At 52.7% G+C, this 15765-nt stretch carries 18 protein-coding genes; 14 read left to right on the top strand and 4 right to left on the bottom strand.

Annotated elements, in window-relative coordinates:
* Positions 1-40: 40 nt before the first annotated feature.
* Positions 41-478 (bottom strand): GFA family protein, encoded by a 438-nt coding sequence (locus F3F93_RS03265; protein ID WP_176957737.1) that lies wholly within the window; start codon positions 476-478, stop codon positions 41-43.
* A 133-nt stretch (positions 479-611) separates the two neighbouring features.
* On the bottom strand, positions 612-1670 hold the full coding sequence (gene rsgA, locus F3F93_RS03260) for a ribosome small subunit-dependent GTPase A (RefSeq protein ID WP_176957736.1): 1059 nt from the start codon (positions 1668-1670) through the stop codon (positions 612-614).
* 279 nt (positions 1671-1949) lie between these two features.
* On the opposite strand from rsgA, the gene F3F93_RS03255 reads away from it, so the two are divergent.
* The 14 genes from F3F93_RS03255 to F3F93_RS03190 all read left to right on the top strand — a co-directional run bounded on the left by F3F93_RS03255 (position 1950) and on the right by F3F93_RS03190 (position 13570).
* The gene (locus F3F93_RS03255) at positions 1950-3542 is read left to right on the top strand and encodes an ABC-F family ATPase (RefSeq protein ID WP_176957735.1); all 1593 of its coding nucleotides are present in this window, start codon (positions 1950-1952) and stop codon (positions 3540-3542) included.
* Between the two features lie 70 nt (positions 3543-3612).
* Positions 3613-4062 carry an FxsA family protein gene (locus F3F93_RS03250; RefSeq protein ID WP_176957734.1) on the top strand — a complete coding sequence of 150 codons (450 nt, stop codon included), beginning with the start codon at positions 3613-3615 and terminating at the stop codon, positions 4060-4062.
* Between the two features lie 49 nt (positions 4063-4111).
* Positions 4112-4771, top strand: coding sequence for a Bax inhibitor-1/YccA family protein (locus tag F3F93_RS03245; RefSeq protein ID WP_176957733.1), 660 nt, complete (start codon positions 4112-4114; stop codon positions 4769-4771).
* Positions 4772-4867: 96 nt separating this feature from the next.
* Entirely contained in the window at positions 4868-5038 is a 171-nt protein-coding gene (locus F3F93_RS03240) for a Trm112 family protein (protein WP_176957732.1), read from the top strand.
* 20 nt (positions 5039-5058) lie between these two features.
* On the top strand, positions 5059-5937 hold the full coding sequence (locus tag F3F93_RS03235) for a lysophospholipid acyltransferase family protein (protein ID WP_176957731.1): 879 nt from the start codon (positions 5059-5061) through the stop codon (positions 5935-5937).
* Positions 5937-6632: a methyltransferase domain-containing protein gene (locus F3F93_RS03230; protein ID WP_176957730.1), complete on the top strand. Its 696-nt coding sequence runs from the start codon at positions 5937-5939 to the stop codon at positions 6630-6632. The genes F3F93_RS03235 and F3F93_RS03230 overlap by 1 nt, the downstream gene beginning before the upstream one ends.
* 23 nt (positions 6633-6655) lie before the next feature.
* The gene (gene waaF / locus F3F93_RS03225) at positions 6656-7609 is read left to right on the top strand and encodes a lipopolysaccharide heptosyltransferase II (RefSeq protein WP_241696936.1); all 954 of its coding nucleotides are present in this window, start codon (positions 6656-6658) and stop codon (positions 7607-7609) included.
* A gap of 9 nt (positions 7610-7618) precedes the next feature.
* Entirely contained in the window at positions 7619-8653 is a 1035-nt protein-coding gene (gene waaC / locus F3F93_RS03220) for a lipopolysaccharide heptosyltransferase I (RefSeq protein ID WP_176957728.1), read from the top strand.
* On the top strand, positions 8643-9215 hold the full coding sequence (locus F3F93_RS03215; RefSeq protein WP_176957727.1) for an isoprenylcysteine carboxylmethyltransferase family protein: 573 nt from the start codon (positions 8643-8645) through the stop codon (positions 9213-9215). Before waaC ends, F3F93_RS03215 begins: the two co-directional genes overlap by 11 nt.
* 4 nt (positions 9216-9219) lie before the next feature.
* Positions 9220-10002, top strand: a complete 783-nt coding sequence (locus tag F3F93_RS03210; RefSeq protein WP_176957726.1) for a DUF3108 domain-containing protein — start codon at positions 9220-9222, stop codon at positions 10000-10002.
* 77 nt (positions 10003-10079) lie between these two features.
* Positions 10080-10946, top strand: coding sequence for a class I SAM-dependent methyltransferase (locus F3F93_RS03205; RefSeq protein ID WP_176957725.1), 867 nt, complete (start codon positions 10080-10082; stop codon positions 10944-10946).
* The gene (locus F3F93_RS12710) at positions 10943-11761 is read left to right on the top strand and encodes a galactosyltransferase-related protein (protein WP_176957724.1); all 819 of its coding nucleotides are present in this window, start codon (positions 10943-10945) and stop codon (positions 11759-11761) included. The genes F3F93_RS03205 and F3F93_RS12710 overlap by 4 nt, the downstream gene beginning before the upstream one ends.
* Positions 11754-12530: a glycosyltransferase family 2 protein gene (locus F3F93_RS03195; protein WP_176957723.1), complete on the top strand. Its 777-nt coding sequence runs from the start codon at positions 11754-11756 to the stop codon at positions 12528-12530. Before F3F93_RS12710 ends, F3F93_RS03195 begins: the two co-directional genes overlap by 8 nt.
* A complete protein-coding gene (locus F3F93_RS03190) occupies positions 12527-13570 on the top strand; it encodes a glycosyltransferase family 4 protein (RefSeq protein ID WP_176957722.1) in 1044 nt (347 codons plus the stop codon). The genes F3F93_RS03195 and F3F93_RS03190 overlap by 4 nt, the downstream gene beginning before the upstream one ends.
* A gap of 45 nt (positions 13571-13615) precedes the next feature.
* Here the strand turns inward: F3F93_RS03190 and F3F93_RS03185 are convergent, their stop codons facing one another.
* Positions 13616-14779, bottom strand: a complete 1164-nt coding sequence (locus F3F93_RS03185; RefSeq protein ID WP_176957721.1) for an LptF/LptG family permease — start codon at positions 14777-14779, stop codon at positions 13616-13618.
* A 39-nt stretch (positions 14780-14818) separates the two neighbouring features.
* Positions 14819-15751: a WxcM-like domain-containing protein gene (locus F3F93_RS12550; RefSeq protein WP_176957720.1), complete on the bottom strand. Its 933-nt coding sequence runs from the start codon at positions 15749-15751 to the stop codon at positions 14819-14821.
* Between the last annotated feature and the right edge of the window lie 14 nt (positions 15752-15765).

Below are 15765 nucleotides of genomic sequence, written 5' to 3'. Positions count from 1 at the left end.
CAGGTCTACCATTGTACCAGTAAAGGCAGGGCTGCCAAGATCAGGTATTGGCATTGGCATGTACCAGATCAATGAGTTCGGTGAGGGTCGGCATATCTTCAAATGGTATGAGTTCTTCGGGAATCTGCTTATCCCACGATGCTTTTGAGGCGACACAGATGTGTGCAACGATCTCCAGTGGTTCGGAATCATCCAGCGCACCTGCTGGCACCCAGATGTAGGGCCTGTCTCTGAACGGGTTGGGTACTACTGCACCACATTTGAAACAGAAGTCAGAACGAAAACCGGTCTCTTTCACATAGGAGCTGATCTTCTCCTGACCAAGCAACCAGTGGAAGTTCTCTTGTTTTACAATCAACCCTGTGTTGGAAGCGCTTCCAGCCTGCTTGCGGCAGATCGAGCAGTGACATTGATAGAGCTTCGGCAGTTCACCAACCACTTCAAATGCTATCTCTCCGCAAATACATTCACCGCGCATCTTCATCCCCTGCCCGCTCTTTAAGGCTTTGATGAGTATAGCAGATTATTTCAGCTTTGGCGGACGGATCGGAAACAGGTTGTTTTGCTAGAGCCAAGCAACGTCCAAGCCTGCTATGCGACCAAGGGTGAACTTAATGCCTTTTCTTATGTTTTGCTTTGGAGGGAGAAGGTCGTCTGGAACCCTTGCCCTTTTTAAGTTTCTCGGCGTGAGCCTTCTCGTAGGCTTCTGACTCCTGTTTGATTTTCAGGTAGTTCTTGTAGTGATCCTCATCCAGATCACCGCTGGCGATGGCCTCGTTGATGGCACAACCGGGTTCATTGCTATGGCCGCAATCATTGAAGCGACAGGTTTCACCAAGTGCCAGAATATCGGAGAAGCGCTCATCGATGCCCTCTCGCCCGCTCATCACGCCCAGCTCCCGCACACCCGGCATATCGATCAGCATCGCCCCGTTATCAAGCATCATCAGTCGGCGGCGAACCGTTGTGTGCCTGCCTGCCCCGGAGACACTGACAGATTTTGTTTTAAAACTGGTGTTGGCAATGTGATTCAATAACGAGGTTTTGCCTGCACCAGAGGAGCCAAGCAGGCAGCAGGTTTTCCGTGCAAGCAGCCTCTCACGCACCAGATCAATCCCCTCACCTGTGACATTACTCAGCTTGATAATGGTATGATCAATGCCTGCCTTGCGGATTTTGGTAACGACCTGATCTAACGCTTCAGGGCTGATCAGATCGGTTTTGGTCAGCAGCAGCACCGGCTCAATTTGATCCTGATTGACCATCACCAGATATCGTTCAAGGCGGCGGATATTAAAATCGAGATGGCAAGACTGGGCAATAAATGCGGTATCAATATTGGCCGCCAGCATCTGGAACTCAATCTCGGTGCCTGCCATCTTGCGTCGCAACACTGTTTTCCTTGGCAGCACCGTCGTGATGCTGGTGAAAGCATCACGCTCATGATGCTCAAGGCAGACCCAATCCCCTACCACCGGGAAATCCGCAGGTGATTCGGTGGCCTGCACAAACTTGCGCGTGAGCACAGCAAACAGCTCAGATTCACCGTCATGTACAACAAAGCGCTCACGATCCACAGCGATCACCCGAGCAAGTTCATCATCTGAACCACACAGCTCTGCAGCATGCGCCTCAAACCATGCATCTAATCCAAAATCGATTTTACTCATGCACTACTGCGTTCCCTGCAATATTGGCAAAGATATAGTTGATTGCGTGTCTGAATGTTTCCATCTCCTGATCTCCCACGCGTTGAACCTATCCACAGTGGCTCAAAAAATGAAGGAGTCCTGTTATTGAACCACGTCCAGAGTCAGTCCATGCACTCTGGAGCGCAAACGTATCTGTGATAAATAGTGCCCGTGCTTGTATATATCATGGGCGGCACTAAGCTGCGCCACCCTTTCAGGCAAGGTTTGAAAGGAATTCTCTCTTAATGGAACAGTGTTTTGCTCTCTACATCCGGTATTACCATGCAGTTCGGGGATAAACCCCTGTTTGAAAACATCTCAACCAAATTCGGTGATGGCAATCGCTATGGCCTGATCGGCGCCAACGGTTGCGGCAAATCCACACTGATGAAGATCCTCGGTGGCGATCTGGAACCAACCAGCGGCAATGTGATGCTCGATAAACATGAGCGACTGGGAAAACTGCGTCAGGATCACTTCGCTTTTGAGGAGTTCAGCGTTCTTGATACGGTGATGATGGGTCATGAAGAGCTGTGGAATGTGAAACAGGAGCGTGACCTGCTCTATGCTCAGGATGAACTCAGTGAAGATGATGGCATGCGTGCCGGTGATCTGGAGAGCCACTTTGCCGATATGGATGGTTACAGTGCAGAAGCCAATGCCGGTGATCTGCTGATCAGCGTGGGTATCCCGGTTGAGGATCACTACAACCTGATGAAATCGATTGCGCCGGGTCTGAAGCTGCGTGTACTGCTGGCTCAGGCACTGTTTGGTGATCCTGAGATTATTCTGCTGGATGAGCCGACCAACAACCTTGACCTCAACGCGATTCGCTGGCTGGAGGGTGTGATTAATGCCCAGAAAGGCACCATGATTATCATCTCACATGATCGTCATTTCCTTAACAGTGTCTGCACCCACATGGCCGATCTCGACTATGGCGAGCTGCGTGTCTATCCGGGCAACTATGATGACTACATGGAGGCCTCAGCCCTTGTGCAGGAGCAGCTGCTCACCTCTAATGCCAAGAAAACAGAGGAGATTCTGGAGCTGCAGGCCTTTGTACGCCGCTTCTCCGCCAACGCCTCCAAAGCCACGCAGGCGCAGTCCCGCGCCAAAAAACTTGATAAAATCAAGCTTGATGAGGTCAAACCCTCCAGCCGTATGAAGCCGTTCATGCGTTTTGTGCAGGATAAAAAGCTCTTTAGAAACGTGCTCAACCTGAAAAAGTTGAGTAAGGGCTTTGATGAGAAACTGCTCTTTGAAAACTTTGACCTGACCATTCCTGTTGGTGAACGCGTTGCGGTGATCGGCCCCAACGGCATAGGTAAAACCACGCTACTGCGCTGTCTGGCCGGTGATCTGGAGGCGACTTCAGGTGAGATCAAATGGTCGGAGAATGTGAAGATCGGTTATTATGCGCAGGATCACTCGGCTGATTTCGCTGAAGATATCAGCGTTTTTGACTGGATGGCGCAGTGGAAACTCAAGGAGCATGGTGAGCAGGAGGTACGCGGCAATCTCGGACGCATGCTCTTCTCCCAGAATGAGATCAAAAAGTCTGTCAAAGCGCTCTCCGGTGGTGAAAAGGGCCGTATGCTGTTTGGCAAATTCATGTTTCTTAATCCCAATGTGATGCTGCTGGATGAGCCGACCAACCATATGGATATGGAGTTCATTGAATCACTGAACACCGCTCTGGAGCACTATCCGGGCACCCTGATCTTTGTCAGTCATGATCGCGAACTGATCTCCTCGGTTGCCACACGCATTATTGAGCTCACCCCTGCTGGCATTATCGATTATCACGGCAGCTATGAAGAGTATCTCAGATCTCAGGGTGTGGTTTAGGGCCTGTTATATTAGCACAACGCCCCTGCCACCCCTTGAATCGCTCACGGACAACCCTTATACATAGCCTATGTTAAGATTTCTCTTTGCCCTGTTTATTCTGGTTCCTCTGCTGGAGCTCTGGCTGCTGATTGAGGTCGGCAGTGGCATTGGTGGACTCTCCACCATCGCCCTCTGCCTGCTTACCGCAGCGCTGGGTGGTTTCCTGATTCGTTATCAGGGGCTCTCCACACTCGTCGACGCCCAAAAGCGCATGGCGCATGGCGAGGCGCCGGTCGATCACGGTTTTCATGGCGTGATGATTGCGCTGGCCGGTGTTCTGCTCTTCACCCCCGGTTTCATTACCGACTCAATCGGTTTCCTGCTACTGGTTCCGCAACTGCGCCAGCTGCTCATCAACAAGGCTCTTCCAGTCGTGCAGATCCCGGGAAGCCCTAACAACCAGGGCCAAGCCAGACCACACGATCCGCTGGTTATCGAGGCAGAGATTGTCTCTGAAGAGAAACATCACCGCTCTTGACCCTGTCCAAGCAAGCCCTACATTACGTTTCACTATTCCGGAGGTATTCATGAATACAACAACAATGAGTTCAACCCAGCTGGCCGACGAACGCATCGGTTTCCTCGGTAAAACCTATGGCATGCTCGCACTCTGCATCGCAGCAGGCAGCATCGGTGCTTACCTCTCCATCGGCATGGCATTCCCTTATGAACATCCCTGGATGATGCTGTTTATCATGATTGGCGGCATCTTCGCAGTGCAGGCGGTTCGCCACGTTCCCGGTCTGAATTTCGTTGCTCTGATCGGTTTCGGTGTCATTACCGGCCTGGCGATCTCTCCACTGGTCGGCATGGTTGCTGCCAAATCCGGTTCGCTTGTACTGCAGGCCTACATGACCACAGCTGTGGCATTTGTCTCCCTTACCGCTTACGCCTTTATCTCCAAACGCGACTTCTCATTTTTGAAGGGTTTCGTCTGGACCGGTCTGATCGCCATGATCGTGCTCGGGCTCTCCAACTACTTCTTCTTTGAGTCTCCGATGATGGCACTGACCCTCTCTGGTATCGGTGTACTACTCTTCTCTGCCTTCATCCTTTATGACACCTCAAACATCCTGCGTGACTACCCTAATAATGAGTATATCGCTGCGGCTTTGACGCTCTATCTGGATGTATTCCTGCTCTTTCAGCACCTGCTGGCGATGTTCGGCATGCTCAATGACGATTAACAATCGAGCAGCAGTGTAATTCGATTCACAATGCGGCCTGTTTTCAGGCCGCATTTTCGTTATCATACCCCCTTTACTGTTTCGATGGAGTGAACAATGTTGGATAAAGCACTGATGGAAATCCTCGCCTGCCCAAAATGTAAGGGTGAGATCCGCTACAATGAGAGTAAAACCGGACTGGTCTGCGACGCATGCAAACTGGAATATCCGATCCGCGACGATATCCCGGTGATGCTGATTGATGAGGCGAAAGCGCTGACCGACTGACCGGTTATCGGATCATCTCATTGACCCTTCTCGTTAAATCTCTTTTTTTTCTGGTACAGCTGCTGCCGGTACGACTGCTTGGCGCCCTCGGCGCAGGCTTGGGTCGATTCATCTATCTGATCGATGGCCGCCACCGCAATATCGCCCTGCGCAACCTCAACCGCATCTACCCCGATCGCGATGATGCATGGAAAATCCGCACTGCCCATGAATCCTTTGCCGAGCTGGGACGCACCATGTTTGAGGTGCCGCATGTGTTCATGCGCTCCAAAGCATACCTCAATTCGCGTATTGAGGTTGAGGGTGAATCGTTATACAGAGATGCCATCGCACAGGGTAACGGTGTCATATTAACCGCTATGCACCACAGCAACTGGGAGTTGGGTGCGCTGGCCATCTCCCTGCTTGGCCATGAGTCGGATATGATCTATCGCTCACTGAGGCAGCCTGCCCTTGATCAATTCATACTCACTGCGCGCAGTCGCTTTGGTACAATTTTACACTCTCGCAGCGAGGGACTGCGCTGGCTTCCCCGCGCCATGAAAAACGGGCACACTATCGCTATCATGATTGATCAGCATCTCTCCAACGGGACTCCGATTCCCTTCCTTGGACATCTGGCAAACACAACCACCCTGCCCGCTACCGTAGCCAGCAAATATAACGCTCCGCTTATTGGTGTGACCCTGGATCGCATCGGCAGATCATTCCGTTTCAAGCTGCGTTTCCGGCCGATATTAATCCCCGGTTCAAATGGCGAAGTGGAAACAGATGAGGGTAGAATCATGCGGATGGTATGCGACTCATTTGCACCGCTGATTGACCAGCGCCCCGAACTGTGGCTATGGATTCATCGCCGCTGGCTCTATCTGGATGAACGCGAGTCACAACAGGCCTGATGAGTAAACACAAACCGATATCCCGCACGCGCTGGCAGGCCTCACAAGGCAAAACACTGGCGCGATGGAAAAAGATGAGCCCTAATGTTGATCGGGAGCTGCAGGAGCAGACTATTCTGCCGATCCTGCAGCGTTGTGCTGAGCAGTATGATAAAGAGGGCTATCTGCTGGAGATCGGTTGCGGGCCGATCTGTATCAGCCAGCATCTGCCCCTGAAGCATAAGGTCTACCTTGACCCCCTGATCGATGATTTCCGGCGTCAGTTTCCCGGCATGTTGCCTGAAGGGGAGTTTCTCGCCACCACAGCTGAGCGCATTAAAAAACCAGCCAAAAGCTTTGATCTGATCATCTGCCTGAACACGATATCCTTCTCACTGAACCCTGAATTGATCATGCATGAGATGGAGCGACTGCTTAAAGATGATGGCACGCTTATCGTAGATATGCGCACCCATAGCCCTCTGGAGGCACGTCTGCACTACCTTGCCGAGCAGTTCTTCCCTGTGCTCTGTACCAAAACGCGACCTTACTACTACTCGCTCAGAGGCATCAGAAGCACGCTCTCCCGCCACTTTAAAATCCGTGAGGAGATCAATCAGAGCAAGGAGAGATTCTGGTTCCCCTTCTTCAAACGCGAACAGCGACTGTTTATCTGTGGTCGCCCAGACAAAAGTGATCCGACCAGCGCTGCATGAGTAATAGTCACCACCTTTTGTTGATGCCTCCAAACTGGATCGGCGATGTTATTATGGCTCAACCGGCTATGGTTGCGATCGCGGCTCACTATCGGCAGCAGCATGAAAACTGCCGCATCACTGTCAGTGGTCGTGGCTGGCTCAAGGATCTGCTCCCCTACCTCAATATTGAGGGGGCTCAATTCAGTGACACCATCACGGCGGCAGATACCGCCTATCTCTTCCCCAACAGCTTCAGAAGTGCCTGGAACTGCAGAAAAGCCGGGGTGAAACATATCATCGGTTATCGGGGCCAGTGGCGCAGCCTGCTGCTCAGTCAGCCGATCTCGCCGCGCATCGACACCAGAAACGAGCACCATCGCGGTTTTCATCTTGATCTGGCAACGCAGACAGGTATCAGCACTGCAGATGATGCAGTGAAGTTGATTGCTCCAGACGGAGAGCTGCAACATGGCAGAGCGCTGATGCAGGGGCATGGGCTTAATCCTGAACGAACCATCTGCATTGCACCCGGTGCCCAGTTTGGTGGTGCCAAATGTTATCCTGCCGAGGGTTTTGCCAGAGTCGTTCACACGCTGGCTGAGCGGGGCTGGCAACCGCTAATTCTGGGCATGTCCGAGGATCGTGCTGTTGCTGACCGGATTTTGAAAGATCTGACGATCCCCTGCTGGAATGCAGCCGGTGAAACCACCCTTAGGCAGGCGCTGCAACTGATCACCGCCTCGCAACTGATGCTCTGCAACGATTCAGGGCTGATGCATGTGGCTGCTGGCCTTGGCGTAGCCACGGTAACCCCGTTCGGAGCAACCGATCCGGCCCGCACATCACCCAGTGGCCCGAAAGTCAGCATCCTCTATCAACCCGCTGATTGCAGTCCATGCCTGCAGCGCGAATGCAGCGTAGAGGGTCACCCCTGTATGGCCAACATCACACCAGAGATGTTAACGCAAAGCTGTCTCGCCATGCTGGCTGGCTGATCGATAGCGATGAAAGTCCTCATCGTACGACTCTCCGCTTTTGGCGATATTATTCACTGCCTGCCTGCCCTTGATGATCTGCTCGCCCGACCCGAGGTTGATGAGGTGCACTGGCTGGTTGATGAGCGCTACCGCTTTGTCACTGAGATTCTTCCCAAACAGGTGCAGGTGCACAGCGTTGCCCTGAAAGGCAGACAGCCGCTGCACTCAGCATGGCAGGTTACCCGCAAGCTTCGCAGCATCGGTTTTGATGCCGTGCTTGATCTGCAGGGGCTGATGAAATCCGCCCTGCTCTCGCGTCTCTGTGGCAGCCCTGTATACGGCTTTGATAACAGGTTTTTGCGTGAGAAACCTGCCAGCCTGCTGATCAGGAATGTTGCGTTCCATCAGCAGGAACGCCATGTTGTACAGTATTACCGCCGCATTGCAGCAGGACCGTTCAGTGGACCTTCCGGTCATGAAGCGATCCCCTATGCTGCACCCGCGATTGATCTGGAGAACAGCTCAATCAAAGAGGATGAGAACCTGCTCTGCCGCTTGAATCTGAAAGAGAGAGGTTATGTGATACTGCATAGCGCCGGCGGCTGGGAGACCAAACAGTTGCCCGGAGCAAGCTGGCTGGCCATAGCTGAGAGCCTCGTTCGCCGTGATATTGTACCACTTTTCAGCTGGGGAAATGATCAGGAAAGGGCTCAGGCGCAATCTTTGGCCGCAGAGAGTAACGGCTTCGCCTTGCCCGAACGTTTGAATATGTCAGCATTGTGCACGTTGATCAGGCAGAGTCGTGCTGCAGTAGGTGCAGATACGGGACTGCTTCATCTGACTGCGGCATTAGGCAGGCCGACAATCACATTCTGGGGCCCTTCGGCATCATGGCGATCAGCCCCACTGGAGTGCAGTGCGCATGAGCAACATCATCAGTTACACTGGCATGTCGAAGCCAATCCGGAGTGTGGCCCCTGTTTCAATCGCAAATGCGATAACTTTGTCTGTATGCAAGCCATCCGGCCTGAATCGATCATAAGGATTTTAAATGACCTCTGAAACCACATCTGCCCAGTCTCTTCATAAGCTGTTTCTGCGCGCCCGTATTCCCGCCAGTATCCTTATGGCACTGGCTATTATTATCTTTGCCCATCCAAGCAGGGAGAGCTTTATGGCCGGTCTTGTGGTCATCATCATCGGTGAACTGGTTCGCATCTGGGCCTCCGGCCACATCCATAAATCTGCAGAGGTGACGACGACCGGCCCCTACGCACTGGTCAGGCATCCGCTCTATCTGGGTCACCTGCTGGTTGCCACCGGCTTCTGCATTGTCTCTGACAGTATCCTAGCCTTTATCATTGTTACTATCTCATTTTTCATTGTCTATATGCCAACCTGGAAGAATGAGGAGAAGAACCTGATTAACCTTTTCGGTGATACCTATGTTCACTTCATGGAGAAGAGACCGGCTCTGATTCCTCTGCGCTGGAGTAGTGATGTATCAAAGGGATCATTCAGCTGGGCACTGGTAAAACAGCACCGTGAATGGAACCATGTTGCAGCCCTTGCCGGTGGTGCTCTGGTGATGATTCTTCTGGCCTGGTATCACGGCAGCTGGTAACCGCATGCGCCCACTTCTGATGCTCCTGCTGGCGATCTGCATCTCTGTACAGAGTGCCTATGCGGAGGTTGCTGCATCTGAAGCACCGGTCAGCTGTATGCCCTATAGCGGCGAACACCTTAGCTTTGATGTCGGTTGGGAATTTATCAATGCGGGTTCGGCCACCATGGATATCTCAGCCTCACAAAGCGGCTGGCAGGTCAAAACATTCGCCCGCACCAACAAGGCTCTGGATATCTTCAGAAAGGTACGTGATTACATCACGGCTGAAGGCATCTGTGTTAATGGTCGCATGCAGAGCACCCTCTTTGATGCCAACCTGCACGAGCGTAAATACAAAGCGGTAAAACGTACCGATTTTCTCTGGAAGGAGAACAAGGTCACCCACACCCAGAATCAGGTTACTGAACATTTTGATGTGCCTGCAGGTCATCTGAGTGTGATCGATGCATTTCTGGCTGTGCGTAATCTGAAACTGACGCCGGGCCAGTTGATCAAAATACCGGTCTTTGATTCGCGCAAGCGTTACGAGATCGAGGTGACCATCGCCAAAGAGAAAAAAGTACTTAAGGCACCCTGGGGTGAAAAGGTCTCCTGCCTGATTGTCAAACCCAAGCTGCTGTCAGAAGGCATCTTTACCAATAAAGGTGAGATGACCCTCTACATGACCGATGATGAGCGCCATATCCCTATTCAACTGGTCGCCAAAATCAAGTTCGGACGCATCTTCGCCAATCTCACCGGTTACGCTAACAGCGCAGCCAATGTAGCATTGGCAACACAATAAACAGACTGGCGTGGCAAGCTGAACCCCGCCCTGCCAGTGCCGGAATAAGCTGCTTTCCGGAAATAGGATCAACAGTTATGAACAGAGACGTTACAGATGCCATCTTCAACCACTGCCCGGTGGGTTGCAGCAGCACCTTAGAGACCACTTCGATTGAACTGCCGGAGGGCAATCTGAAACGCTGCCCTGCCTGTGGCCAGCTGCTTAGTGCCTGCGGCAAAGCGTGGTTTGATGAGTCGATGCAGGAGTTTGATGTTCCCGAAGGCACACTGCCAAGTGGCAAAAACAAAATCCGCTATCACCAGCGGATGGGTAAAATGCTCAATGATGCCAAAGCCGTGGTTGCAGCGACTGAGACGCCCAAACTTCTGGATGTCGGCTGCTCCAGTGGTGCTCTGCTACTGGTTGCTAAAGAGTGCGGATATGAGGCATTCGGTGCGGAACCTGCCACGCAGGCGGCAGCAACGGCCAAAAGTCTTGGTTTCGATGTCTTCCCCGGCTTTCTGCAGGATGCCCACTACCCAGACAACCATTTCGATGTAGTTACCCTGTTTGAGGTGATCGAACATCTGCTGGAGCCTGCTGATGTGATTCGTGAAATTCAGCGCATCCTTAAACCCGGTGGCCTGCTGCTGATCGGCACCGCCAATGCCGACTCCTGGACTGTTAAGCAGCTGGGCGGCAGCTGGGAGTATTTTGATATCCGCAGTCATGGTGGTCATATCAGCTTCTTTAACCCCAAAAGCATCTCCCTGCTGGCTGAGAAGTGCGGTCTGGATGTACATGAGATCACCACCAAGCGTGTTAATCTGGTTGAGCGCAAAAATGCTTCCAAACCGGTTTACGAAATGGCCAAAGTGGCGCGTGAACTTCTGGCGATTCCAGCCCGCTGGAGCCTGAAGGGGCATGATATGCTGGCTGTACTGAGAAAGCCCAAGCAGTGAATCCCGCCACGCTTGCTGTCGTCATCTCCACCTATAATGCACCGGACTTTTTACGTCTGGTACTGGAGGGGTATCGCCAGCAGCGTGACCTCAACTTTGTCATCTATATCGCCGATGATGGCTCCGGGGCTGAAACCTCGGCACTGATTGACCGCATCAAAGTCGGGTTTCCGGTTCCGATCCACCATATCTGGCAGCACGATGATGGGTTCCGAAAAGCGCGTATTCACAATGAGACCATTAGAAAAATCCGCGAGCCCTACACCCTTTTAACCGATGGCGACTGCATCCCGATGCCCGATATGGTGTCTGCCCACCGTCGCTTTGCTGGTCACAGCTATTTTATCAGCGGCAGTAGAATCCTGCTCTCAAAAAGATGGACAGAGATGCTATGCAGCCAGCCACAATTGAAGACTTCGCGATCAATCTTCTGGTGGCTGAAGCAGAAACTCAAAGGCAACATCAATCGCCTTATTCCACTACATCTGAAACCCTATCTGACCAAACCGAGTGAGAAGCTTGCAGGCATCCGGGGTTGTCACCTCTCCTGTCCGACTCAGTCGCTGATCACAATCAATGGTTTTGATGAGAGCTTTGAGGGCTGGGGCCGCGAGGATTCCGATCTTACCGCCCGCCTGCTACATGCCGGCCTCAAACGCCGCAACCTGCGAGGCACACCGGTTCTGCATCTCTGGCACCGGGAGTTCTCCCGCAACAGACTGGAAGAAAATGACGCCATGCTTCAGGCTTGCCTGAATGAGTCGCGCATTGAAGCCGTACATGGCCTCAAGCAGCTTGGGGAAGCAGATGAATAAAGTCTCGGTCTACATCATTGCTTATAACGAAGAGGATAAGATTGCTGCGGCAGTGAAAAGTGCTCTGTGGGCTGATGAGGTGATCGTAGCCGACTCCCACAGTTCAGACCGCACTGCCGAGATTGCCGAATCGCTCGGCGCACGCATCGTCCAAATCGATTTTGAAGGTTTCGGAAAGCTGCGTAATGATGCCATTGCGGCCTGTAGTCATGACTGGGTATTCAGCCTTGATTCGGATGAGCGCTGCACGCCTGAGGCTGCTGAAGAGATTCGCAGCATTATCAACAGAGCCGATGCTGCCGACACCTGGTACACACCACGCAGAAACTGGTTTATGGGTCGCTGGATCAAGCACTGCGGCTGGTATCCCGACTACCGTCAACCTCAACTCTTCCGCAAAGGTGCACTGATATTTGATGAGGCTGATGAGGTGCATGAGGGCTTTGAGATTCATGGCAGTGTAGACCATATGCGCAATGCGATCTGGCAGTTTCCATTCAAGGATCTCTCCCAGATTCAGGATAAAGGCAAACGTTATTCAACACTTGGCGCATTAAAGCTTGAGCGCCGTGGTGTCGAGCCGGGCATGGGCAAAGCGCTGCTGCGCGGCATATGGGCATTTATTCGCATCTATATTCTCAAACTCGGATTTCTCGATGGCTGGGCCGGTTTTGTTATCGCCTTCGGCAACTTTGAGGGCACCTTCTACCGCTATGCCAAGTTGTGTGAACGCAAGCAGGAGTGGCATCGGCCACCGGATCAATCATGATGCCACTGAAGCTGGTGCACATTGCACGCCACTATGGACCTGTGGGTGGCATGGAGCGATATGTCTGGGAGCTGACCAGAGAGCTGGCAGCTATGGGTCATCAGGTCACTGTTCTCTGTGAAAAGCTCGCTGCAGAGGCTCCCCCGCATGGGGTTGAGGTGGTTGAACTGGGACTTGTGCACTGGCGCCCGCGCTGGCTGGCACATCTGCGCTTCTCCAGAAAGGTATCGGCATGGGTGGCTGCCAACCCCGATTCAGAACGCATAATCCATAGTCATGAACGCACAGCTGTTCACCATGTCACCACCTTTCACGGCCCCCCCTTTGCCAAAGTGAAATCCAAACCGCTGTGGCAGCGACTCTCACCTCGTATTGCGGTAAACCTCTGGCTGGAGAGGCGGGAGCTGTGTGGAGAGCAGGTCAGAGCCGTGGTTCCCAACTCCTCTCTGATCGCCAATGCACTGCTCACCTACTACCCCGAGATCAATCAGCGACTGGTTGAACCGGTCACTCCCGGCGTTGATAACATACCCCTCAGACCAGAACGTCTGGTCGATGAAGATGGTGGTGTAATCGGCTTTGTCGGAAAGGAGTGGCGCCGCAAAGGGCTGGATATTGCCGTAGAGATCGTCCGTGAACTAAAAAAGAGACGCCCTGCGCTGCAGTTTATTGTGGCAGGTCCTGATCCTGAAAAAGTGGCTCACCTGTTCAGCGACTGGGATGGTGATTATCAGTTACTCGGAGAAACTGATGTGACACCGCTCTATGCCAGCTTCGATCTGCTGCTGCACCCTGCCCGTCAGGAGCCTTACGGCATGGTCATCGCCGAAGCCAGAGCCGCCGGCGTACCGGTAGTGGTCTCTTCAGCCTGTGGCATATGCAGTGAACTGCAGCCGGATAACATCATGAATATCAACTCAGGCATGCTGGAGTGGTCGTTCGCCTGTGAAAAACTGCTCGGTCAGAGTCCCGACATTGTCATCCACAGCTGGAGAGCTGTAGCAGAAGAGCAACTGGCCTGCTACCAACGGAATATTTAGGAGACTGCTGGTCATTGGCTGTCTGACATCGACAGCGGTGACCTCTTAAGAATCCTTCTGCTGACTCCAGCGATGCGCCAATCTGTGCATAACCCATTGATGTATGAAATAGATCCACTCTCCCAGCAGCGAGAAGAGTCTTGGCATACGATCCGCTTCTGCCCGTCTCCAGAGAAATATCGCCAATGCCAACATGGCAATCTGTGCTGCCCACATCGTCCAGCCCGGGAACGCCCCCTGACTAACCTGCCGATGCAGCAGCAGTTGCGCATTGTAGATCAGCACCAGCATGGCAATGCCTGAGATCAGTGATCCGGCCTTACCGGAACGCTTCTGGGTTAGCGATAACGGCAGCGCGAAGAAGAAGAGAATCAACACGGTCGAGGGCAGCAGAAGACGCCTGCTCCACTCTGCCGTAGCCGCTTCCGGCCTGGCAGATTGCATGCTCTGCCATAGCTCAGTCATCGTCATCATGGTCACATGATCTTTTGACTTTCTCTCGCTCCAGTTGCCATCTGAAAGCGGTATGCTCACCTGATAGTGTTCAAAGCTCAGCATGCGCTGATCGGCACCCGCCCCCTCAAGACGCACACCATTGTCCATGCGCAGCTCCAGATAACTGCCGCCCATAATAAAGCGTGCCGATTTGGCCGTGTAGATCACCGAGATACCGCTACGATGATCCTCAAGCATCACACCGTGATAGACCCCCTGCTCATCCTCGCCATCGACATAGACTGTGACACCATCAAAACCCTGCGTAAATCGTTGTGGTGAAAAGGTAATCACCCCTTTCATGGCATAGACCTTGGACAACACATTATAGAAATTGATCTGCCCCTGGGGCATTAAAACCGTGGCGGTATAGGTCAACGAAAGCCAGAGAAGAAGCACAACAGGCAGAAACACGCGCAACATACGGCTATAGGATACGCCGGATGCCCGCAGTGCATCCATTTCACTGCTCTGCTGCAGTGATGTAATGGTATTCTGCATGGAGAGAAAAAAGGCCATGGGCACTGTTAAGAGCAGAAAATAGGGCATCGTCAGGATCAGCAGCTCAGCAATCAGTGACCAGACCTGCCCACTGTCTGACACGGTACCGAGAAGTTTCAGTGCCCTGCCCAACAGCAACACGCAGAGCACCAGCAGAAGGCCACCCAAAAAAGGGCCCAGCCAGGCGCGCAGTATATAACGGTCAAGAATCATTGATGACTCAAACCACCTGAGATAACAGTGCCCACCTGCTTAAGCGCCGCTCTTCTCGGTCACAAACAGCCCGTAATCACGGATATACTCCTCCGAGTCATAGGGGTGGGATGCAAAGACCATCAGCACGGCATCCTTTGAAAATTTGTACTGCACGCCCCAGATCATGGCAGGCATGTAGACGCCCTTATCGGGAGCGTCCAGACGGATCTCCCTGTTGACTGCCCCATCATCAACCACCACATGAACAGAGCCATGCAGGCATACAAGAAACTGTTCACAGATTCTGTGCGCATGCTCTCCCCTGACATCCTCAGATGGCACGTTATGCACCACAAAGGTCCGTTGCGGAACAAATGGAATATCCGAGGCAAATTCAGCCACCATCAGCGAGCCGCGCATATCATCATAACTTTTCAGCTGCCACAGCTCAGCCTCGCCCACCCCCAGTTTCACAGGGTATATGCCGGACGCTGAACTGGAAATCATCGCATCGGTCTGTTTCTCCATGCCGGCATAACTGACTATGCGCGCCGGATTACCAACCACCACGGCCTTGGGCGGCACACTCTTCGTTACCACCGCTCCGGCACCAACCATTGCCCCCATGCCGATGGTGATACCCGGCAAAATAGTGGCATTGGCACCGATTGAGGCACCCTTTTCAACAACTGTTCTCAAAAAACTATCGGGAAATACTTTGGAGCGAGGAAACTTATCATTGCTGAAGGTGGCATTGGGGCCGACAAAAACATCATCCATGAGCGTAATGCCGTCCCAAATCTGTACACCACACTTGATGGTCACGCGATCACCCAGCGTGACATCATTCTCGATAAACACGCCATCGCAGATATTACACTCTTCGCCAACCACAGCATCCGGCAGGATATGTGCAAAGGCCCATATTCGGGTGCCTGAACCTACCTTCTCAGATTCACAAATGGCTTTTTCATGCACAAAATAATCCATTGTCACTTCCTGTT

It is taken from the genome of Mariprofundus sp. KV (assembly GCF_013387475.1).
GTDB lineage: Bacteria > Pseudomonadota > Zetaproteobacteria > Mariprofundales > Mariprofundaceae > Mariprofundus.
This window is presented reverse-complemented; position numbering and strand designations above follow the sequence as displayed.